Raw genomic sequence first — 22748 nt, forward strand, 5'->3', positions numbered from 1 at the left:
AAAGAGTGAAAATAGAAAGATTTATAAACAAAACAAGCTTATAATCTACCGGAATTGAAAGCTCTTACATTCTAAAAATACGTAAATACCTATTGTAATAGGTAATTTTTTCTACTATAATGTCCACTATAAAAGAACAAATGTACATCAGAAATAAACAAATGGAGGTTTTCGGCTTATGGAATCAATTTCAATCGGACTTTTAGGACTCGGAACGGTGGGAGCCGGAGTGGTGAAGATTGTAGAGAATCATCAGGATAAACTGTCCCATCAAATTGGCTGCCCTGTAAAGGTAAAGAAAGCCCTTGTTCAGGATTTAGAGAAAAATAGAGGGCTGGAAATGGAAAACAACATACTGACCTTAAATCCTGAGGAAGTCCTGTTTGATCCTGAAATTGATATTGTGGTCGAGGTAATGGGAGGAATTGAAGAAACGAAGGAACACCTCCTCCATGCGCTGCACCAGAAGAAGCATGTCGTAACGGCAAACAAGGATCTTATGGCGCTTCACGGACCGGAATTATTGAGAGCAGCCTCAGAAAACGGCTGCGACCTATTCTACGAAGCCAGTGTCGCAGGCGGTATCCCGATTTTAAGAAGTTTAGTAGATGGCCTCGCCTCGGATCGAATCACTAAAATGATGGGAATCGTCAACGGAACAACCAACTTTATTTTGACGAAGATGACGAAAGAGGGACGGACCTTCGATGATGTCCTCCGGGAAGCCCAGGATTTAGGCTATGCAGAAGCGGATCCGACGGCAGATGTCGGCGGTTTGGATGCGGCGAGAAAGATGGCCATCCTTTCAACGTTAGGGTTTTCCATGAACGTTGATTTAGCGGATGTGAAAGTGAAAGGCATTACAGAAGTGACGGGTGATGATATCCAATATGCCGAGCAATTCGGCTACACAATGAAGCTCATCGGCTATGCTCACCGTGAAGGGGAAAGTGTCGAGGTGAGTGTGGAGCCTACCTTGCTACAAAATGAGCATCCACTGGCATCGGTTCATGATGAATATAACGCAGTCTACGTATACGGGGAAGCGGTTGGTGAAACGATGTTTTACGGCCCGGGAGCGGGAAGTCTTCCGACTGCCACAGCCGTTGTATCAGATATGGTAGGAATCATGAAGAATATGAGATTGGGAGTCACTGGTAAGAGTGCCGTGAATCCGCAATTCCCTAAAAAATTAAAAGAACGGAATGAAATTCATTCAAAATATTTCTTGCGGCTGCACGTTCAGGATGAAGTAGGCGTCTTAGCAAAACTCACTTCCATCTTCTCCAATCATGGCGTCAGTTTCGAAAAGATTCTTCAGAATCCGTTAGACAGTGACGAATTTGCTGAAATTGTCCTTGTGACTCATAAAGCATCTCTTGATCATTACGAAGATATTCTTATGGAGCTTAAGGATTATGAAGCCATTCATTCGATTGAAAGTTCATACCGTGTAGAAGGGGGAGACAAAGGATGAGGTGGAAAGGGTTATTGGAGCAATATGGGGAACATCTTCCATTAAATGATGACACTCCTCTTTTAACTTTAAATGAAGGGAATACTCCCTTAGTTGAATTAAAGACGTTGTCCCGGGAATGGGGCATCGAATTGTATGCAAAGGTAGAGGGTGCAAACCCTACCGGCTCCTTTAAAGATCGCGGAATGGTTCTCGCCGTTGCCAAAGCGGTAGAGTCAGGCAGTTCGACGGTCATTTGCGCCTCTACTGGAAATACCTCTGCTTCAGCCGCAGCCTACGCAGCAAGGGCAGGAATCAAATGTATCGTGGTCATCCCCGAGGGGAAAATCGCTCAAGGGAAATTAGCTCAAGCTGTCATGTATGGTGCCGAAGTTATTTCGATCGAGGGAAATTTTGATGAAGCTCTGGAAATCGTCCGTGAGTTAAGCAAAACCGAATCTGTCACTCTTGTGAATTCAGTGAATCCGTATCGTTTGGAAGGACAGAAAACGGCCGCTTTTGAAGTCATTGAAGGATTAGGTGAAGCCCCTGATGTGCTTGCGATCCCTGTCGGTAATGCAGGAAATATTTCAGCTTATTGGAAAGGATTCAAAGAATATCACCATCTTAAAGCTTCAACTTTACCACGAATGTTTGGCTTCGAAGCATCTGGAGCAGCAGCTCTGGTCCATGACAGGGTCTTTCCTCAGCCTGAAACGATTGCCACTGCGATCCGAATCGGGAACCCGGCAAGCTGGTCATTAGCTGTAGACGCTCTGGAGGAATCAAACGGACATATTGATGAAGTAACCGATGACGAAATTCTAGAGGCCTATCAGCTGCTTGCAAGTAAAGAGGGGATCTTTGCCGAGCCCGCTTCATGTGCATCGATTGCAGGACTAAAGAAATCATTAGATAAAGGATTGATTAAAGAAGGATCAAAAGTAGTGGCGGTGCTGACAGGTAATGGCTTAAAGGATCCGGTTACGGCCATGGATTGCAGTCCGGTCACACCGGCGAAGTTGCCAAACGATCGTGAAATCGTGAAGGACTACATCAAAGGGACAATCGGCGTATGAAAAGACGTGATCCCCGCTCCTGGAAGATCATTGTCCCGGGAAGCACAGCCAATTTAGGCGCTGGATTTGATTCTCTGGGCTTGGCGTTAAATGTATTTTTAACGGTCGAGGCACATGAAGCAGAAGATTGGCAAGTGATTCCCCTTTCTTCTGCCCTTGAGGTCTTTCCTGCTGATGAGACACATTTTATTGTTGAAATCGTGAAAGAAGTGGCAGATGACTATGGTAAGAAGCCGTCTCCTTGTCACCTCTACGTGTCGAGTGATATTCCTTTAACGAGAGGGTTAGGCTCCAGTGCAGCAGCGGTTGTGGCGGGCATTGAACTTGCCAATGCCCTGTGTGAGCTGAATCTCACACAAGAAAAGAAACTGGCACTTGCGAATCGATTTGAAGGTCATCCCGATAATGTAGGGGCGTCACTCTATGGTGGGTTTGTGGTCAGCTGTCAGCATGAAACGGGTGTGAGTCTCTTATCGGTGCCTGATCTTCCTATTGATGTGATTTGTGTAATCCCTAAAGCTGAACTGAAAACATCGGAATCCAGAAATGTACTTCCGGCCAGTCTTTCCTTTGAAGAATCCGTGGAGGCAGGCGCGATTTCAAACGTATTGGTGGCTGCGTTCCTGACCGGTGACTGGGAAACGGTTGGGAAGATGATGAAGCGAGACAGGTATCATCAGCCCCACCGGAGAAAGCTGCTTCCTCACTACGATGCAGTAGAAGTGGTAGCGGGCCGGTTCGGGGCATTCGGTGTCGCCTTAAGTGGTGCCGGGCCGACGATTGCCTGTTTTGTGGAACGGGAAGCAAGTGGTTGGCTCGCACGGCAGCTGGAACAGTCCTTCCCAAGCATGGACGTCCGGAAACTATCCATCTCCTCATCGGGAAGCAGCATCACCACCCAACAACCAAAGGTCCGTCCCTCATCGCTTTAAACGAGTGAGGGACGGACCTTGTTTTGTGTTGTTTTTGCGCACTGTTCTTCCAGGTCCTGGGGTCTTTGTTGAGCAGTCTTGAGCTTTATTTGTTTTATTTCTCCAGGGTAATCATAAAGCAATTCTCTGTTTCATTTACGATCAGGTAGTAGGATGATTGATGAGTCATGCCCATTTCTTCACGGATTTCCTTTGGGATGTGGACGGTACCTTTTTCTGAGATGTATCGCTTGTTATGTGTGGAGTCTTTGAACGCTCTCTTAATATAGATGCAGTTGTTTTGATAGACGAGTTCCGCAAGTTTTCCGGGTACTAGTCCAAACTGTTGTCTCCATTTATGTGGGAGGGTGATTGATCCGCTCTTACTGAATGTTTTGCTTCCATACATCATGCTCAACATGTCGCATCACCTGCTTTCACTATCATTGCTTCTCTATTTTCCTTTTAAATGAAAAATAAACACAATTTTGAAAAAACAGGAAGATGGTTGGGTACGTTTAATAGGAGGGGGACAGAGGAATAAAAAGGTATAACCCATTGTTTGGAGGTGCTACCCATCGAACCAATCCACATCCTGTTCTTGCTTGTAATCGGCTACAGTGTATATACCATTGATAAAAAGAAAAAGAATGTTCCTGTTCCGGTTGTTTTACTTCTGCTTGGAATCGGACTGTCGTTCATACCTGCCTTTTCTGACGTCACCCTAACGAAAGACATTATCTTTGAATGGTTTTTACCCGCACTATTATTTATTTCGGCATACCAATTTTCACCAAAAGCCTTAAAAAAGCATGCGGGAATCATCTCTCTCTTAAGTACGATCGGCATCATCATCACGATCCTTTTAATGAGTGTGCTTTTCTATTACGGTTTACATCCGTGGCTCTCTATTTCATATGTAGAAGCTCTCTTGATCGCAACAATCCTAACGCCTACTGATCCAGTTTCCGTTGTGTCGATATTGAAGGAATCTTCCAGTCGCCAAGACATAGCAGATATAGTAGAAGGGGAGTCAATGATCAATGATGGTACAAGCATCGTTCTCTTTACGGTCGTGGCAGGTATCTACTTTGGGGAACAAACTTTTTCAGCTTCTTTGTTCCTTTGGGAGTTTCTTTTAGTTTCCTTAGGAGGAGTCGTGATTGGTGTTACACTCGGCTGGCTGGCGAGTAAGGCCATCCATTTCACAACGGACTCCAGGTACCAGATCATGCTTAGCATCATTCTTGCTTACGGAACCTTTTACATAGGGGAAGAGCTTGGCGTTTCAGGTGTGCTGGCTACAGTATCCTCAGGGATCGTGCTTTCTTATGAATACGGAAGAACGATTAAAGAAAATCATTTCAGGAAGGATCTGGATGGTTTCTGGTCCGTCATTGAACCGACCATTCTAACCTTTTTGTTCCTACTAATCGGGATCCAGGCGACACAGTATTTGTCTTTCTCATTATTCGGGTGGATCTTCTTCCTATTTATACTCTCCTTACTCGTGCGCTATGTTATTATTATTGGTGTTGTCAAAATGAAGAAAACGTGGAGAAAAACGTACGGATGGAAGGAAGTATTCATATTAACCTGGTCTGGCATCAAAGGCACCATGTCTGTTGCCTTGTTACTTGGCATGGATGGACAAGGACCCCAGCTTCTGAACTCCTTAACATTTGGAGTCATCCTGCTTTCTCTCATCATTCAAAGTGTAGGAATTTACCCTTTGTCTACTTTCTTTTTGAAAAGAAAATAAGTCGTCAAAGAATTTATGATAAATTGGTAAGAACTGAGAAACCATAGGAGAAAGACTATTTTGAATTTAGGTGAAACCTCCAAAATGAAACAAGCAAAAGACATTGCCTTAAGAATTTCTGTCACCTATGTGCTATTAGGCGTTGTGTGGATTATATTGTCCGACTATTTTTCCATGATTCTCGCTCATGAAAAGCTAAGTATGTATATATATTTTCAGCGCTATAAAGGCTGGTTATTTACACTTGTAACAGGTATGATTATTTTTCTATTGGTATACAGGAGAACCTATGAATTAATACTCTCCAATGAAAAATTAAAGAAGAAAGAGAAACAACTCCAAATAAGGAATCAGCATTATCATTCCTTATTTGAACAAAATCCTGACGCGGTATTGGAGCTGACCCTGGATGGAAATGTGGTGTCCGTGAATTCTGAAGCAGAAGGATTGCTTGAATCCACCCATGAAGAGCTGAAAGAAGTGAAATTCAGCAAATTTTTGGATGAAGGCGAGATGAAACGAGTAACTGAGTACTTTTTTCAGACCTTCAAAGGCTGGGCGTCAACCTTTGAAACGACCATTCATTTAGCCAATGACAAACGGAAAATCCTGCGATGTTCTCTTGTCCCGATTATCATTAATCGAAAAGTGACAGGAATTTTTGCCATTGCAAGGGACATCACTCTTCATCGTGAAAATGAAGAAATGGTGGTCGCTTCCGAAAAGCTTTCTGTCATTGGACAGCTTGCGGCTGCCGTAGCGCATGAAATCCGCAACCCCCTCACATCTTTGAAAGGGTTCATCCAGCTTATGCAAACAAGCAATAGAATCAACCATGATCATTTGGACATTATGCTCTCTGAAGTGGATCGGATTGACCTGATCTCAGGGGAGATGCTGATACTTGGTAAACAGCAGGAAGTCCATTTTCGTCATGAAAAGCTGGATGACATCCTCAGACAAGTACTGGTGCTAATGGAAGCCCAAGCCCATCTTGATAATGTATCCATTCAATATGAAAACAAGGTGGAAAAACCGTTATATGTGTTGGGGGAAGGAAATCAGCTTAAGCAGGTGTTCATTAACATTATTAAAAATGCGGTTGAATCCATACCTGACTATAAAGATGGAATCGTTTCGATCACATTGGAAGAGCGGGCATCGGCTGCCCATGTAATTGTGACGGATAATGGAGTCGGCATGGACCCTGAAAGAATCGGGCACCTTGGAGAACCATTCTATTCAACGAAAGAAAAAGGGACGGGCCTTGGACTGGCCGTTTGTCAAAAGATTATTGAACGACATAAAGGACATTTACACTTTCAAAGTGAAATAGAAAAAGGAACCGCAGTGGAAATCAGCTTGCCAATCGTGGATCAAGAGATTCTGACCGCCTCTCGCGGATTAAGAAAGGACTAATAGCATGAACTCTATATCAACCATTATTAAGACACCGTCAATCCAGAAGAACTGGGAAGAATCCGGCTTCACCTCATTAACCCCTGTACAGGAGCGTGTAGTACCTCTCATCATGGAAGGGAGAGATGTTGTTTGTGAATCTCCGACGGGAACAGGGAAGACGCTTGCGTATCTGCTTCCGATCATCCAAGCCATTGATCCATCAAGAAAACAGGCTCAAGCTGTCATCCTTGCTCCATCACGAGAGCTTGTCATGCAAATCCAGCAGGAAATCCAGAAATGGGCGAAGGGTACCGACGTCACGAGCGCGGCGTTCATTGGAGGAGCGAACATTAAGAAGCAAGTAGAGAAACTGAAGAAAAAGCCACATATCGTAGTGGGAACAACGGGTCGCTTGATCGAATTGATGAAAATGAAAAAGCTGAAGATGCATGAAGTGAAAACCATCGTCGTCGATGAGTTCGATTTAATGATCTCATCAGAACATATCCGTGAAGTGAAGGATATCATCAAAGCCACCTTAAAAGAGCGTCAGGTTCTATTCTTCTCGGCCACTTTATCAGACGAAACCGAGAACGTAGCAGAATCATTATTGCAAAACCATGAAATCGTCAAAATGGAAGCCAATCTCGATAACCCGAAAGTGGATCATGTGTATGTATACAGTGAGCTGAGAGACAAAATGGAAGCTCTAAGAAGCATTTCATATTTCAAAGGAATCAAAGCACTTGTATTTTTCAATCAACTGGAGAAGCTCTCTGAAATAGAAGAAAAGCTGAAGTATAAGGGAGTCGAGCTGGAAGTATTGGCAGGGGAATCAAACAAGATGGAGCGTAAGCAATCACTGGACCGCTTCCGTTCAGGAAAAGTTTCCATGCTTCTGACAACAGACGTGGCAGCACGCGGCCTTGATATCACAGACGTCACACACGTTGTCCATTACGACTTCCCAAGCGATACAAAACAATACATTCACCGCTCAGGAAGAACCGGTCGCATGGGAGCGGAAGGAACCGTCATCTGTCTCGTATCCAAACGCGAGCTGAGCTTCCTCGAGAAACTGAGCAAAGAACTCAACCTCCCATTCCAAGAAAAAACCATTCGAGGCGGGGGACTTCAAGCACCGGAACAAAAGTAAAATAAATAATTAGAGGTCCGTTGAGGGACGGACCTCTGTTTTTTAACTGGATGTGGTGATGTCTACCCATCCCAAATAATAATCCTAACTTCCAAACACAACGTTTCCATCCATCAATGTCATCCAAACACCAGTCTCCAGCATTTCCTCTGCTTCCACATCATACAAATTCCGGTCCAAGACGACTAAATCCGCTTTCTTTCCGACTTCGATCGTTCCTAAATCATGCTCTCTGAAGTTTCCGTAGGCAGGGGATTTCGTATAATGAATCAATGCATTTGCTAATGAAATCTTTTCATGAGGATTCCAGCCGCCTTGAGGAGTTCCGTCCTCATGCTTTCTGGTAACCGCCCGGTAAAGACCAAGCATGGGATTCAGGTCCACAATCGGAAAGTCCGTTCCGAAAGCGATACTGGCCCTATGATTCTGCAAGGATCCAATCGGCCAGGTGAATCGAGCCCTTTCCGGACCAAGCCTGTCTAAGTAGGCATGTGTATCCATAGACCCTGATGTCAGATGTTCAGGCTGAATGGATGCAATGACGCCTAACTTCGCAAACCGATCGAAGTCACTTGGACTGCATACTTCAATATGCTCGATTGTATGGCGTGAATCCCGCACCCCGTTTACACTCCGGGCATGCTCATACAAATCCAGTCCCAACCGGACCGCAGCGTCGCCACATGCGTGCAGGCGGATCCTGAAACCTTCCCGGTCTGCGTCTTCAATCCATTTTTGGTAAACGTGAGAATCATAAATTGTGCCGCCGGTTTCAGAAGGACGGTCCGAGTACGGCTGAAGCAAAAAGCCCGTATAGGTGAGGGGGACACCATCCAGGAACTGCTTCGAGCCGGAAAATTGAAGTTTATCGGATTGATACTTTTCCCTGAATCTGATACCACGCTCAAGGTTTCCGTTCAAAACATCCAAAAAATGAATTCTCGTCGTCAGTGTTCCCTTTTCCTCAAAGGTCCTATAAAAAGCTGGATCCCCCAAAGTATATCCGGGAAGAGGAAGCATATCAGAAACAGAGGTTATGCCGTAGGATGAAGTCTTAGCCAACATCCCGTTCATCAGCCTGGTTTTCTTTTTTTCATCAAACTTAAAAGCTTCAATGACATACTGAACAGCGGTCTCATACAAAAAGCCGGTCGGCTCCCCATGCTCGTCTTTTTCAATCTTTCCAAAAGGGGGTTCAGGAGTATCCCGATGAATTCCCAATTTCTGAAGAGCAGCTGTATTCAGCCATGCACTATGAGCTTCTTCATTCAGAAGCACAACGGGACGGTGGGACATGTACTGATCCAGAGAGTGACGGGAGGGAAGAGTATGCCCAGGCCAGCGTACGTGATGCCAGCCGAATCCAAGGACCCATTCTTCATCTGGATGGTCCTTTGCATACTCCGCAACCATTTTTGCCGTCGCTTCTTCTGAATGGCCGAATGTCAGCTGACAGAATCCCTCGAACATCGCCCCTAAAAACAAATGAAGATGAAAGTCATGAAAACCTGCCATCACCAGGCGGTTTCCAACATCCCATGTTTCTGTCGATGGTCCTGTAAAGCTTATCATCTCTGTACGGGGACCAACTCCAATAATACGGTCATCCCGAACGGCCACGAACCCATCAAAAGGGAACACAGCATTTCCCGTAAATATGGATTTACTTACAATGATCTTATGAGCTTTATGATCCATCCTCGCCTCTCCAATCTTTTTCAAGATGCTAAATCGATTGTAACCAGAATAAGGAAAAAATACAAACGAACGTTTCTCATCACGAGTATAAGGTTTTATGAAAAATTCAATTTTCAAGAAGGCATTAAAAAATACAATGTTGAATAGTAAAAGAGAACAAGAAGAAAAGGAGAATGATTATGCTGACAAGAACCTTCCCTGTACTTGAAACAGAAAGATTCCGCTTAAGACAGATGGAAGAAGGGGATGCTCCCCAAGTATTTGATTATTTTTCAAAAGATGAAGTTACACGATATTATGACTTAGAATCGTTTCAAGAAGAAAAACAAGCTGTTGAGATCATCAATAAATGGAGCGAGAGGTTTCAGGTGAATGAAGGGATCAGATGGGGGATTGCTCTAAAAGAAACAGACGAAATCATCGGAAGCTGCGGTTTTCATCAATGGGAAAAAGAACACTTCAAGGCCGAGGTGGGATTTGAAGTTCATCCAACGTATTGGAAACAAGGGGTTATGACCGAGGTTTTAAGACCGATCCTGCAGTACGGGTTTGAAGAAATGTCTCTTAATAGAATAGAAGCGTTTTATGATCCGGAAAATACAGCTTCAAAGAATTGCCTTGAAAAAGCGGGGTTTACGTTTGAAGGAGTATTGAGAAAAGCGGCATTTGAAAAGGGTATCTTTTGCGATGCAGCTGTTTGTTCCCTGTTAAAAGAAGAGTTTTAAACAAAATTTAAGACGCTGCTTATGTCTATATCACATAAACAGCGCCTTAACTTAAGTAAACCTTATTCAATTAACTTTACTATCCTTTCTTACTAATACACATACTTAACATTGTTTTTGAATTAATGGTATTGCATGTATTATTTAGTTTATTTTCTCTTGCCGCTGATTTCCCCACACGCCCACATGTTACGAAGATAGTTTTCACGGGCTATCTTCTTGCGTACCATGATGTTAGCATGCTTCGCTTACACTCTTCATTGGAATCATCTCCTGAAATAAGATTGCGCATTCCCGCATATCCACACATCTTGAAATCAGTTTTCACGGGCCGATCTCAAAAGCGAGATGTGATGCTGACATGCTTTGCTAGCTTACTTCATTGGAATCACGCCTTCCTTTAAAGTTTGTGTTTGTTAATCATTTATTAATTATATATTAACAAATTATAAAATTAATGCAAATGTTCAGAATAATCAATATAATGGGATCTGGGCTGTTTTTAACGATGAAATAGTGGGTTATCTCACTTTATCTCAATCTTTCTTATTTTTAAAAAGCTTTTTCTAATAAAGCGAGTAGTAGTTGATTTCCGCTACAGGTGCTCGCTTTCCGCGGGGCGGGCGGATAGCATCCCCAATATAGGCTGCAGATTCTCTCCCGTGGTTTTTATATAGCTTCTGAAAAAAAGTTCAATATAATGTTGACCGTTCCTTTCCGCTCCAGGCACTTTCTTTCCGCGGGGAGGAAGTCGAGCCTCGGGCTTTGCCCTGTGGGGTCTCGACTTTTCCTCTATTTCCCGCAGGAGTAAAGTGCCTTCCGCTCCAATCCACTCTATGCAACTACATTTTTATTGCCTATAAATATGGACAGACAAAAACATTAAAGCTCATTTTGAAAATATGAAATGAGAAAAAACAGAGCCATTAATCTAATCTTCTATTAAGATAATATTTTTCCAAGTCCAATTCCCTATTCACTAGCAGTTCCATTTGTTCTAGATGATGTGTTTCCACGACGGGATCGAGGTGGGACCAGTGAACTTTATTGACGAAGTAATAGTTTCTGATTTTCCTGAGGATGACAAGGGAGTGGGGGAAGTGATCGAATTCTGCTTTTATACTGTTGAAGCGGGTAAAGCCCCATTTTGTTAGATTCATCATTTATCACCTAATGTTTTATTACCTTTTCTTTCAATATGTTAATCCTCAAGGAGCATATCCGATTTAAACAAACGTTTGATTAGTTCTACAAAACATTTATTCTACTAGGGTTCAAGGGATTAAACAATCGTTTAACAGTATTTACATATCTAGTAGTCTATCCCTATCGTCCTGAGATTGTCATTGCTATTTTTGAAGGGCTCTTGTTATGATGAGAAGGTTATGAATCGTAAAGGAAAGCTAGGAGAATGAGCTTTGAATAAAGTATTGACGAACTATTCTATTTACCCATATGAAGCGGAAAAGAAGGAAATTCCGGTAGCGCCACTACATAAAGGCGAAACGACGAAACAGCTGATATCCTCTCATGAAGAGGACGCTTTTTTCTTTCGGACGATGGAGGAGGCAGGCATTCATTTGAATGCTTCTCAGATAGAGGCTGTGCGTCATGTGAAGGGACCGTGCTTAACCCTTGCTGGAGCCGGGACTGGAAAGACAACAGTTCTCGTTTGCCGGGCAGGCTACTTGATGACCGTGAAAGATATTCAGCCGAGGAATATTTTACTTGTGACATTTACAAAGAAAGCGGCAGAAGAAATGAAGCAGAGGATTTCAAGCCTGCCGGGGACGGAAGCGGGCGGACAGGTTCATGCCAGTACGTTTCATGCTCTGTTTCTTTATTTATTGAGATCCCGTCATTACACACAAGAAGTGATCGGGAACGAGCGCTATAAACAAATTATCTTGAAGCAAATTCAGAGAGAAATGAATATATATGACCCTTATGATGCGGAGACGCTCCTCGCAAAACTCTCTCATTATAAGCTGAATCAAAAAGATATCAGGGACCTTCCACAGAAATCCAAATCAGAAAAAGAAGTGCGAGACATTCTCTTAAAATATGAAGAGTGGAAGCGAATGAATCATAAGATGGATTTTGATGATATTTTGACAGAGGCATATCAATTATTACTTTCGAATCCCAACCTTTTGACCTCTCTTCAGCATCGTTTCCAGTACGTGATGGTAGATGAATTCCAGGATACGAATCTTGTACAATATGAGCTTATGAAGTTGATTGCCGCTCATCGGAATTTGTTCGTAGTAGGGGATGATGATCAAACGATCTACACCTTTAACGGCGCAAGAAACGAATTTATTTTGGATTTTGATGAAGAGTTCCCGGATGCAAGGGTTGTAACATTGAAGGAGAACTACCGATCTGATGCCTATATTATAGGGCTCGGGAATGAAGTAATTGGAAGGAATGATCACCGCCGGAAAAAAGAGCTCATTGCCACGAAAATAGAAGGGCAGAAGCCTCTTTATTCAAGACCGGCAACTGCTGATGAAGAGGCCGTTTGGATCACAGAAGAAATCCATCGGTTAATAGAAGAAGGCTATACGTACGGGGATATGACGATTCTTCACCGCACGATGAGCAGCGGGCGGGCGGTCTTTGAGCAACTGCTATTAAAGGAAATTCCTTTTACGCCATATAATCAAAAGGATTCCCTCTTCTATGAAAACTGGACGGTGAAACCGGTGGTGGATTACTTACGGCTATCGATGGTTCCAAGGAACTTTTCAGCCATGGAATCACTACTGCCGACTCTTTTTATAAGAAGGGACCGGGGGATGGCTCATATTCTGGAGGAAGATCGTAAGGAGAGAAAGAAATATCCTCTTATCCATTTAACGACATTATCAGGATTGAAGCCGTTTCAGATAAAGAATATAAAAGAACGGATGAAATTTCTAAAGTCGATCGGAGACCAGTCACCGGAAGCTGCAATCAAACGGATCAGGAAGGAATTCTATCATCAATACATCGATGCCCAGGAATCTCATGTGGTAACAGAACAGAAGGAACTCATTAAAGAAATGCTGGACGAGCTTGAAGGATCGGCGAAGCGTTTTGATACGATTTCCAGTTTTATTACTTTTATTGATGAAATGAAAGCAAAGTATGAGGAAATCTATACAAATCAGAGTCAAAAGAAGAACACGAACAGCGTTTCCCTCATGACGATCCATCGTTCCAAAGGTTTGGAATTCCCCGTCGTGTTTTTAATCGGGGCCATTGAAGGGAACCTTCCTCATAGCTCAGCCCTGAATGCCAATAAGCTTGAAGATAAGGTATACAAAGATCCGAATCAAAGGGAAAAGGCTTTGGGTGCAGTAGAGGAAGAAAGGCGGCTCGCTTATGTGGCCATCACAAGAGCAAAAGAAAAATTATTTATTTCTTCTCCTGCTTATTATCAAGGGGAGACGCGGAAGTGTTCACGCTTTATTGCGGACTTATTTAGGAATGAACCCCACACGGATCAGCCGAAAACATCTAAAAAGGCGAGGAGTGGGAAGGTGAGTAAAATCTTGGCCTGGGTTTGCACAAATACCAAGTGCATTGCCTGGCAGAGACCGGAAACCCATGAGGATACGGAATCCAAGGTTTGTCCCCTTTGCTCGAGTCCCATGAAGCTTGGTGAAAAGGAAATCACTGAATAAAAAAAGAGCCCGGGCGTCCTGGAAGACAGGACGTCCGGGCTTTTTGATTTACTGACCGTAAAGATGTCAACCGTTATACGAATTTATCGGCCTTTATAGAAAGATATCAACCTTTATTAGGATTTATCAATTGTTCTTTCAATTTATCCACCGTATTTTCAAACTATCGACCGTTCTACAAAAAATGACGAATTTCACTAGCGGTCATTGAAGGACCAAACCATCATTGTGAAAAATGATCATGATCATGAGAGTCGATTTTTTTCGCATCATTTGAATCCAAAGCTTGTCTTAAGAAATAAATAAGAATACCCAAAATCATCCCAAGCATTACGACTAAACCCAAAGTGATTGTAATTCCCATTTTGCCGCCTCCTTTTTAACATAACTATGGTCCAATTTCCATCACTTTAAACCTCTATATCGTTAGTCTATGAATAGGAGGAGGCAATATATGCGATTTAATATCATTTATAGGCAGAATCAATTCAGTAAAAAGGAACTATTTTCTAAATATGCTCATAATTATAGAACATATGTTCGTTTTTTTATGTTAAAATATATGTACGGTGTACATAGCTGGGTGGGCAAGAGGCAGCTCCCTGAAGATGGGAGGTGATGAGCAGGAATGATCGAAACGGCAGACGTACTACAATTGATGATTGCCTTTGGTACATTAACAGTAGCAATAATCGCAGTCACGCAACAAAAAAAGAAGTAACCCACCCACTATGACAACTGCAAGGGAAAGGTTACTTCTATTTTATTAAAGGATAAATTGCTCACGGCAATGTATACTGTCAGAGTTCTGGTGGCAGCCAGGACTCTGTATTTAATCAATGAACTTTTCTCTTATATTATACAAAATGTAGGGAAAACCTGTAAAGGAATCTTATCATGTCAGGTCCATTAATATTGCTCGAACGGGAGATCCATCTCCTTCTTTAAGAGGAAGGGGAAGAGCCACCAATTCATATCGTCCAGGCTCTACATGGTCAAGAACAATCCCTTCCAATATTCCGATGTCATGATGCCGTAATGAATGGTGAGCAGTCAGCTCCTTACTATCCAATGGATCGACTGAAGGAAGATCTACTCCAATCAAATCAATCCCTTTTTCCTTCAAAAAAGGTGCGAGCCCTTTCGCAATGTGAGGAATGCGTTCAGGAAACTGCTCGGGATTCTTCCATGCATTCGTCTTGAAAAGTACCTTCTTAACTCCTGACAAGTCGACCTCTTCCAATCGTTCACTGCTTATCTCTGCAGCATCCTCCACCGATACAACGATGGCCGGCCCCATAAACCTCTCTAATGGCAGGTCCAATATTCTCTTTCCTTCATTGTCAAAGTGGAAGGGGGCATCGACGTGTGTTCCAGTATGAGAACTCATGGTAAGCTGACCGACATTCACGGATCCCGATTCCTCCTTCGTCCAATTCAAAGAAAAAGAAAAGGGAGTGTCCCCTGGCCAAACAGGAGTATCATGGTGCAGCGGGCGGGAAATATCAATGATCTTCAAGCGGCTTCATCCTTCCTAAAAGAAGTTACGCTACAACATTCCGCGTATTTTCAAACTTCTTATATTCTTCCTTGTCCATGATCATTTTCAATATTTGGATGGTCTCCCACACATCTTCATACGAAGAATAGAGAGCGACGGGAGCCAGTCGGATCACATTTGGAGAACGGAAGTCAGGTGTGACATTGTTCACCTTCAAGGCTTTACAAATTCTTGCCGCCTCTTCATGCTTTAAACTAATGTGCCCGCCTCTCTGATCATCTTCACGTGGGTTACAGATTGTAAACCCATACTGTGAAAGTTCTTGTTGAAATAAATCCATCATAAATCGTGTAAGAGAAAGGGATTTTTTTCTCAGGTTCTCAATACCGGCTTCTTCAAATAACTCAAGCGAGCCAAGTAATGGAGCACTGCTTAATATATGCGGGGTCCCAATTTGGAAGGCACCTGCAGAATCTGCATGGGTCAGCGTATGATCCATATCAAACTGCTTATCCTTACGGGAGCTGAACCATCCGGAAAGGCCAGGCTTCTTCCCTTTATGCCTGTTATGAACAAATAATCCACCTACACCACCCGGTCCGCTATTTAAATATTTGTAATTGCACCACACGGCAAAGTCCACTCCGTCATCATGTAATTGATGAGGAAGAGCTCCTATCGAATGGGCCAGATCGAATCCAATCACAATTCCACGTTTATGGGCTTCGCTCGTCAATCGCTTCATATCCAGGAGCTGTCCGCTTCGATAGAGAACGGATGGTAACAGAATTAGAGCAATATCATCCGTCATATCCCTGATGATGTCCTCTTCACTTAATGTGTATCCGTCTCTGCTTTTTACCTGAATCAGATGTTCATCAGAGGTGTAGCCTTTTAACTCCAGCTGACTTTGGATCGCGTAAATATCCGAAGGGAAAGTCAATTCATCTGCAAGGATTTTGGTGCGGTTTCCATCTGGTTTATAGAATGTAGCGAGTAACTGATGAAGGTTCGTCGTAATGGAACCCGTCACAATCACTTCTTCCTTTTCTGCCCCAACTAAAGGGGCTGTCATTTCGCCAAGTTTCTCAGAATAATAGAACCAGGGCTCCTCGCCATCCATCCAGCCATCAATCCCATGTTCCTTCCAATCTTCCAATGACGTCAGTAACGACTTCTCAGCCCGTTTAGATAATAAACCTAAGGAGTTCCCATCCATATAATAGTGATTTTTCTTTATGTAAAATTCATTCCGGAATTGGGCCAATGAGTCCTGCCTGTCCAGTTCCTTAGCGTGTTCCAACGTCAACTTCTCTCCATCTGTCATCCCTATCCCACCTTAAACAGTCTTACCAAAATGATAATCGAAATGATTTGAATAGTAAAATAATTATTAGGTCTGTCATAGTATAATGGTTTTTTAGTAGGTTCTATTCACCAAAATTTGTGGTTTAACGTCATTAAAATTGCTATGAGTCCTGTCAACCAGAGTGTGCTAGATGGTGAGGGGAACTGCTCCGCTTTCCGCGGACGTACGGCCGAGCCTCCTCAGCTTCGCTTCCGGGGTCTCGGCACGCCCGTTCTTCCGCAGGAGTCTGCGCAGTTCCCCTCACCATCTATAAGAGTATCTAATGACAGAGTTTAAAAGTGGTGAAAAAACAACCTTAAGAAAATTGAATACTAGTAATTAACAAAAAAGAAATAGAGAAGTGATTTCCTCAAATATTTTGGTTTTATTTAGCTATAATGAAAATTCATGCTTAAAAAGTTGATTGGAGTGGAAGGTGCTCGACTCCTGCGGGAGAAGCGGGAAAGTTGAGACCCCACAGGGCAAAGCCCGAGGAGGCTCAACTCACGCCCCGCGGAAAGCGAGCACCTGTAGCGGAAATCAACTACTGCTCTCTTGAATTTAAGTAATAGCTTTTTACACATCAGTTAAGCAAAAATATTTATTTTTGAATAATTTATTCAAAAATGTATAAAAAGTCAAAAAACTTTGGTATAAATGAATTAATATAAAATTAATCAGGATAATTATTCATTATTGAATAATTTCAAGACTGGCAAAGGGGATGCTGTCTGTGACTGTAAAGAAAAAAAGTTGGAATGAAAATGAGGCGATTCTTCATTCGCTTCAAGATGATATTTTAGTAACCAATACAGATGGGATCATCTTGAAAGTAAGTGACGCAACCGGGGATATTTATAATGTGAACTCGGCAGACATGGTAGGGAAATCTGTATATGATCTGGAAAAAGAAGGCGTTTTTTCTCCGATATTAACTCCGATCGTTCTAAAAGAAAAGAAAAAAATAACGTTGGTCCAGACGAGTAAAGAAGGCAAGAAACTGCTGGTTACAGGGATCCCGGTATTCAATGAAACGGGTGAATTAGTGAGAATCGTAAGCTATTCCCATGATGTAACGGAATTATTGAATATGAAAAAGTATTTAACAGAAATGGAAGATGAGATGGAGAGGGTGAAAAGCGAGCTTGAAATCCTTAGAAGCCGTCATTATTATTCGGAGGGGATCATTGCCACAAGTAATGAGATGAAAAAGGTGTTACAGGTCGCCCTGCAAGTAGCAGAAGTCGATGTGAACGTCCTGCTCCTAGGGGAATCCGGTGTCGGCAAGTCCCATATCGCGAAATTCATACATAACAAAAGTCAGCGAAAAAGGGGTCCGTTCATTGAGGTCAATTGTGGAGCAATACCAGACTCATTATTTGAAGCAGAGTTCTTTGGCTATGAACCCGGATCTTTTACGGGTGCGGACCGCAAAGGGAAAGTAGGATTAGCAGGACTCGCTGAAGGCGGCACTCTATTCTTGGATGAAATAGGGGAGTTATCTCTATCGAACCAGGTCAAAATTCTAAAGTTCATCCAGGAGAAACAATTTTATCGCGTAGGCGGTACAAAGCAAAGGAAGGTTGACTTCCGGGTTCTGGCAGCTACGAACAAGGATTTAGAGGCAGCTGTTGAGGAGAAAGAATTCAGGAGGGATTTATTCTTCCGTTTGAATGTGGTTCCTATTACGATTCCTCCATTGAGAGAGAGAACATCAGACATTATTACGTTGATCGATTACTTTGTAAATCATTTTTGTGATAAATATCAGCGCCAGAGAGAGCTGGATGAAGGGGTTGTTCACCAGTTGTTGATTCAAGATTGGAAAGGGAATGTCAGAGAGCTAATGAATATAATTGAAAGGCTGATTGTGACATCATCCAAGCCATTAATTGAAATGGAAAATCTCCCTGGTCCATACATAAAGCATAGTGCTGATATTTCAGGATTTGAGTACAATGGTCAATCATTAAAAGACATTCTTGAGTCAGTCGAAGAACAAGTATTAAAGAATGCGAGGGAGAAGCACAAGACTACTATTCAAATGGCTCAAAACCTGGGAATTAGTCAGCCTTCAGTAGTCAGAAAACTTAAAAAATACAAAATTAAATAAAATATTGGCATGGAACTTGCATGTACTAAGGTGAAAAGAACTGGAAGGTGTAGAAGGGGGATATTCATACGACGCATAAGTGATTCTCGAATGGTTAGGGGTTATGGATAAATTATAAAGGGGTGTTTGACAATGGAAGTCGGAAAACAAAATGTTAGTCAATTAGAAGCCCGGTCAGGCAGAACGGCAAGAGAAGCAATGAAGTTTATCATACCGTCCTTGTTAGGGGTACTTTTGTTCCTTGTGCCTGTTACGTATGAAGGAAATATGACTATCGGGGTCGGGATATTCGCTTCTTATTTTCAAGGGTTGCTGGAAGGTGTACTGCCATTATTCATGACTGTGGTTTTTGGTGTATCGGCTCTTATGGCTATTTATACGAAAATGTTTAAACCTCAGTGGATTGTCAATCAATCATTTTTAAAAGGACTATTCGACGTAGGATACTTTTGGATCGCTGTTCGTGTCCTCGGTTCGATATTTGCGGTGATGACGGTAAATGGGAGTGGTCCCGAGTGGATTATTTCTGACTTTACGGGAGGAACCGTATTGTATTCGTTAGTTCCTGTCTTAGCCACTTGGTTTTTATTTGCAGGCTTATTGATGCCCCTGCTTTTAGATTTTGGATTGATGGATTTCTTCGGCACTCTGCTGCAGAAAATCATGAAGCCGCTTTTCCAATTGCCGGGACGATCCTCTATCGATGCTCTTGCATCCTGGATGGGGAGTGGCACCGTCGGCGTATTGATTACAACGAAACAATTTGAAGAGGGCTACTATACAAAGCGGGAAGCAGCAGTCATTGCGACAAACTTTTCCGTTGCTTCGATCGCTTTCAGTCTTGTGATTGTCAGCTTCATCGGATTGGAATCAATGTTTGTTCAACTGTATGGGACAGTGGTGATTGCAGGGATAGCAGCTGCGGTCATATGTCCGCGTATCCCGCCTCTTTCCCGAAAGAAAGACACCTATTATGAGCCGGTTGGCATGCAAATATCCGAAACCGTTCCTGAAAATGTTTCCCGTTTTCAGTGGGGGTTTGAAAAAGCAGTAGAAAAAGCATCAGAAGTGAAAAGTGTCGGAGAGGTAACGAAAAAAGGATTCCAGAACGTTCTGGATATCTGGTTTGGTCTTATTCCTTTAGTCATGGCCCTTGGAACGATCGCTTTAGTGGTAGCGGAATATACTCCAGTGTTTGACATATTGGCTTATCCAATTGTTCCACTATTAGAGTTATTACAAATTCCCCAGGCGGCAGATGCGGCTCCTGCCATGATCGTTGGTTTTGCAGACATGTTTTTACCTGCTGTAGTAGGGAGCGGAATTGAGAGTGAGTTAACAAGATTCATCATTGCTGCCATGTCTTTGACTCAATTAATCTACATGTCCGAGATTGGTATTCTATTAATCAAATCCAAGATTCCGATCAGCTTTTTAGATTTATTCATCATTTTTATCCAACGTACGATAATTACATTACCTATCGTCGCTTTATTGGCTCATTTCTTCTTTATGTAAGAAAATTAATATAAAACAAATTTGTCAGCCACATATATGGAGGTTACTAGAATGGAACGAACGTTTGAACAGCTTATTCAAAATATGCCTAATCGTCTGGCACCCAGTATGGCAAAGGATCACCCGAACTTACCGGTAGTAAAAGAAGAGGGGTGCTATTACTACGGGTTGGACGGAAAGAAATATCTTGATTTCACCTCTGGAATTGCCGTAACGAATGTTGGACATCGTCACCCAAAAATTGTACAAGCGATTAAAGATGCAGCAGATGGGCTTATGCACGGCCCATCAGGTGTCATAATGTATGAATCGATCCTTCGATTGGCTGATGAGCTTGCGGAGATTCTTCCGGGAGACTTAGATAGTTTCTTCTTTGCCAATAGTGGCACGGAAGCGATCGAGGGAGGAATCAAACTTGCGAAATATGTAACGAAGCGTCCTTATGTCGTTTCCTTTACCGGCTGTTTTCACGGGCGTTCACTTGGTGCGTTAAGTGTCACGACTTCTAAAAGTAAGTATCGAAAGTTTATGCAGCCATCTGGCCTGACGTATCAGGTTCCATATGCGAACGAAAGAGAGTGTCCCGAGGGACTTGACTCAGTCCAATATGTTGTTGAGAAGCTTGAAAAGGATTTCGAAACTCTCTTTAATCATCAGGTCACTCCTGAAGAGGTAGCGTGTGTCATATTAGAACCTGTCCTTGGTGAAGGTGGGTACATCGTTCCTCCGAAAGCATGGCTCAAAAAAGTAAGGGAGATTTGTAATCGTCACGATATTTTACTGATTTTCGATGAAGTCCAAACAGGCTTTGGACGTACGGGAAATTGGTTTGCCGCTCAAACCTTTGATGTAACACCGGATATCATGGCGATTGCAAAAGGGATTGCCTCGGGGCTGCCCCTGAGCGCGACGGTCGCATCGAATAAGCTCATGAAACAATGGCCACTTGGGAGCCATGGGACCACGTTTGGTGGAAATCCGATTGCGTGTTCCGTTGGACTTGCTACATTAGAAGTTATGAAGGAAGAGAATCTTCTCGATAATACGAAAACGATGGGGGCTTATGCAGTATCAAGGCTTGAACTCCTGAAGGAAAAACATAACGTAATCGGCAGTATTCGTGCTGTGGGGTTGATGATTGGAATTGAAATCGTTCATCCTCAATCAGGGAAGCCGAATCGGGAAGGTTTGATGAACATCCTTGACCTGGCTCTTGAAAAAGGAGTGTTATTCTACCTGTGCGGCAATCATAGTGAAGTGATACGTATGATTCCGCCACTTACTGTAACGAAAGAACAAATTGATGATGGACTGCGAATGTTGGATGAAGCTATAACGGAGTACGAAGAATCGTTAATGAGCCATCTTGATTAAATTCCCATAGCATAAGGAAAGGTTGATCAGTTTCACACTGATCAACCTTTTTTATAGTCTTTTAACCGAAATAGCCTTCCTCATTTTGCGGAGTGCATCCTGACCTTCCATTTCCCTTCTCATCATCAGGTTTACATAGAGAGCATCAATTAACGTTAATTGCGCAATACGGGAAGAGAGGGCCTCGGAGCGATAGTCGGTTTCTTCGGATACGGTGAAGAGTGATGTATCGACTCTTTGGCTCAATGGTGATTTTGCAAAATTGGTGATGCAGATCGTCTTTGCCCCGGTTTCTTTGACGATGTCCAGAACCTGGAGGATATCTTTCGTTGAACCGGAATGGGAGATGAATACAGCACAATCTTCACTCGTCATTTGGGAAGCGGTCATCAACTGGATATGACTGTCGCTCGCGGAATGCACACGTAAGCCGGTTCGAATGAATTTATGATAGGCGTCAAGGGCGATGACACCGGATCCACCACTTCCGAAAAATTCGATTGAGCGTGCGTTGATCATGATGTCCACGGCTTTCAATAGTTTCTTTTCATCAACGACCATTAACGTGTCTTCGATGGTTTTGATGTTCGATCGGAATACTTTTGTGGCAATCGTTTGAGCCGTGTCCCCTTCATCGATGCGCTCGTGAATGTCCTTAAGTCCCGTCACAATTTCTGAAGCAAGAGCGATTTTCATCGCTTGATATCCTTTAAAGCCGATTCGTTTACAAAAGCGGAATACAGTGGAGTCCGCGACCCCTAAATCTTCTGCTAAACCATTAATCGTTGAATGAATAATCTCAGTTGGATTTTCAAGTATATAGTCGGCAATTTTCTTCTCGGTCACGCTAAATTGAGGATAGTGTGAGCGTATACTGGCTAAACAATGCTGGTGTTGACTCATAGATATCACTCCTGTAAGGGTTTTCATAGTTTTATTATACAAGAATAATAGAAAAATAAAAATAATTTCTGTAAACGGTTGCAAAAAGAAAAATATTTTTTATAATAGAGGTATACAGAAAAAAATTTTCCT

Annotated in this window: 19 protein-coding genes; 12 read left to right on the forward strand and 7 right to left on the reverse strand. The window is 42.7% G+C overall.

The genetic code is table 11. The annotated features are described in order from the left end of the window. The first annotated feature begins 178 nt into the window (after positions 1-178). Genes ACFQWC_RS17090 through thrB form a run of 3 tightly spaced genes read left to right on the forward strand, consistent with a single transcriptional unit; the run spans position 179 to position 3467 of the window. Complete coding sequence (locus ACFQWC_RS17090) at positions 179-1477, forward strand: homoserine dehydrogenase (RefSeq protein WP_299741429.1); 1299 nt, start codon at positions 179-181, stop codon at positions 1475-1477. Further along, entirely contained in the window at positions 1474-2535 is a 1062-nt protein-coding gene (gene thrC, locus ACFQWC_RS17095) for a threonine synthase (RefSeq protein WP_299741430.1), read from the forward strand. The genes ACFQWC_RS17090 and thrC overlap by 4 nt, the downstream gene beginning before the upstream one ends. Then, positions 2532-3467 (forward strand): homoserine kinase, encoded by a 936-nt coding sequence (thrB, locus tag ACFQWC_RS17100; protein ID WP_377108640.1) that lies wholly within the window; start codon positions 2532-2534, stop codon positions 3465-3467. The genes thrC and thrB overlap by 4 nt, the downstream gene beginning before the upstream one ends. Before the next feature lie 94 nt (positions 3468-3561). Here the strand turns inward: thrB and ACFQWC_RS17105 are convergent, their stop codons facing one another. After that, positions 3562-3867 carry an AbrB/MazE/SpoVT family DNA-binding domain-containing protein gene (locus ACFQWC_RS17105; RefSeq protein ID WP_299741432.1) on the reverse strand — a complete coding sequence of 102 codons (306 nt, stop codon included), beginning with the start codon at positions 3865-3867 and terminating at the stop codon, positions 3562-3564. A gap of 147 nt (positions 3868-4014) precedes the next feature. Here ACFQWC_RS17105 and ACFQWC_RS17110 point away from each other — a divergent pair, with 147 nt between their 5' ends. The 3 genes from ACFQWC_RS17110 to ACFQWC_RS17120 are packed head-to-tail and all read left to right on the forward strand — an operon-like array spanning position 4015 to position 7765. Continuing rightward, a complete protein-coding gene (locus tag ACFQWC_RS17110; RefSeq protein ID WP_341357962.1) occupies positions 4015-5208 on the forward strand; it encodes a cation:proton antiporter in 1194 nt (397 codons plus the stop codon). Positions 5209-5268: 60 nt separating this feature from the next. Then, positions 5269-6627, forward strand: a complete 1359-nt coding sequence (locus tag ACFQWC_RS17115) for an ATP-binding protein (RefSeq protein WP_341357316.1) — start codon at positions 5269-5271, stop codon at positions 6625-6627. Between the two features lie 4 nt (positions 6628-6631). Beyond that, positions 6632-7765: a DEAD/DEAH box helicase gene (locus ACFQWC_RS17120; protein ID WP_341357317.1), complete on the forward strand. Its 1134-nt coding sequence runs from the start codon at positions 6632-6634 to the stop codon at positions 7763-7765. Between the two features lie 84 nt (positions 7766-7849). Here the strand turns inward: ACFQWC_RS17120 and ACFQWC_RS17125 are convergent, their stop codons facing one another. Next, a complete protein-coding gene (locus tag ACFQWC_RS17125; protein WP_377108643.1) occupies positions 7850-9463 on the reverse strand; it encodes an amidohydrolase in 1614 nt (537 codons plus the stop codon). A 179-nt stretch (positions 9464-9642) separates the two neighbouring features. Here ACFQWC_RS17125 and ACFQWC_RS17130 point away from each other — a divergent pair, with 179 nt between their 5' ends. Continuing rightward, positions 9643-10188 (forward strand): GNAT family N-acetyltransferase, encoded by a 546-nt coding sequence (locus ACFQWC_RS17130; RefSeq protein ID WP_299741437.1) that lies wholly within the window; start codon positions 9643-9645, stop codon positions 10186-10188. A gap of 926 nt (positions 10189-11114) precedes the next feature. On the opposite strand, the gene ACFQWC_RS17135 is transcribed toward ACFQWC_RS17130, so the two are convergent. Then, the gene (locus tag ACFQWC_RS17135; RefSeq protein WP_377108645.1) at positions 11115-11348 is read right to left on the reverse strand and encodes a hypothetical protein; all 234 of its coding nucleotides are present in this window, start codon (positions 11346-11348) and stop codon (positions 11115-11117) included. A gap of 258 nt (positions 11349-11606) precedes the next feature. On the opposite strand from ACFQWC_RS17135, the gene ACFQWC_RS17140 reads away from it, so the two are divergent. Continuing rightward, the gene (locus ACFQWC_RS17140) at positions 11607-13859 is read left to right on the forward strand and encodes a UvrD-helicase domain-containing protein (RefSeq protein WP_299741439.1); all 2253 of its coding nucleotides are present in this window, start codon (positions 11607-11609) and stop codon (positions 13857-13859) included. Between the two features lie 223 nt (positions 13860-14082). Here ACFQWC_RS17140 and ACFQWC_RS17145 read toward each other — a convergent pair whose 3' ends face one another. Then, on the reverse strand, positions 14083-14223 hold the full coding sequence (locus tag ACFQWC_RS17145; protein WP_299741440.1) for a hypothetical protein: 141 nt from the start codon (positions 14221-14223) through the stop codon (positions 14083-14085). Between the two features lie 264 nt (positions 14224-14487). On the opposite strand from ACFQWC_RS17145, the gene ACFQWC_RS17150 reads away from it, so the two are divergent. Then, positions 14488-14580 (forward strand): putative holin-like toxin, encoded by a 93-nt coding sequence (locus tag ACFQWC_RS17150; RefSeq protein ID WP_220154057.1) that lies wholly within the window; start codon positions 14488-14490, stop codon positions 14578-14580. A gap of 174 nt (positions 14581-14754) precedes the next feature. Here the strand turns inward: ACFQWC_RS17150 and kynB are convergent, their stop codons facing one another. Both kynB and kynU read right to left on the reverse strand, forming a co-directional pair. Next, positions 14755-15378, reverse strand: coding sequence for an arylformamidase (gene kynB, locus ACFQWC_RS17155; protein ID WP_299741441.1), 624 nt, complete (start codon positions 15376-15378; stop codon positions 14755-14757). A 25-nt stretch (positions 15379-15403) separates the two neighbouring features. Then, positions 15404-16687 (reverse strand): kynureninase, encoded by a 1284-nt coding sequence (gene kynU, locus ACFQWC_RS17160; protein ID WP_299741442.1) that lies wholly within the window; start codon positions 16685-16687, stop codon positions 15404-15406. A 754-nt stretch (positions 16688-17441) separates the two neighbouring features. Between kynU and ACFQWC_RS17165 the strand changes: the two genes are divergently transcribed. The 3 genes from ACFQWC_RS17165 (at position 17442) to ACFQWC_RS17175 (ending at position 21713) form a co-directional block, all read left to right on the forward strand. Continuing rightward, entirely contained in the window at positions 17442-18821 is a 1380-nt protein-coding gene (locus ACFQWC_RS17165) for a sigma-54 interaction domain-containing protein (protein WP_377108649.1), read from the forward strand. Positions 18822-18953: 132 nt separating this feature from the next. Further along, complete coding sequence (locus tag ACFQWC_RS17170) at positions 18954-20339, forward strand: YjiH family protein (RefSeq protein WP_377108651.1); 1386 nt, start codon at positions 18954-18956, stop codon at positions 20337-20339. Positions 20340-20390: 51 nt separating this feature from the next. Continuing rightward, positions 20391-21713: an aspartate aminotransferase family protein gene (locus ACFQWC_RS17175; RefSeq protein WP_299741448.1), complete on the forward strand. Its 1323-nt coding sequence runs from the start codon at positions 20391-20393 to the stop codon at positions 21711-21713. Positions 21714-21764: 51 nt separating this feature from the next. On the opposite strand, the gene ACFQWC_RS17180 is transcribed toward ACFQWC_RS17175, so the two are convergent. Continuing rightward, positions 21765-22616 carry a MurR/RpiR family transcriptional regulator gene (locus tag ACFQWC_RS17180; protein ID WP_377108653.1) on the reverse strand — a complete coding sequence of 284 codons (852 nt, stop codon included), beginning with the start codon at positions 22614-22616 and terminating at the stop codon, positions 21765-21767. Between the last annotated feature and the right edge of the window lie 132 nt (positions 22617-22748).

The sequence above is a fragment of the Rossellomorea sp. GCM10028870 genome, assembly GCF_042666755.1.
Lineage (GTDB): Bacteria > Bacillota > Bacilli > Bacillales > Bacillaceae_B > Rossellomorea.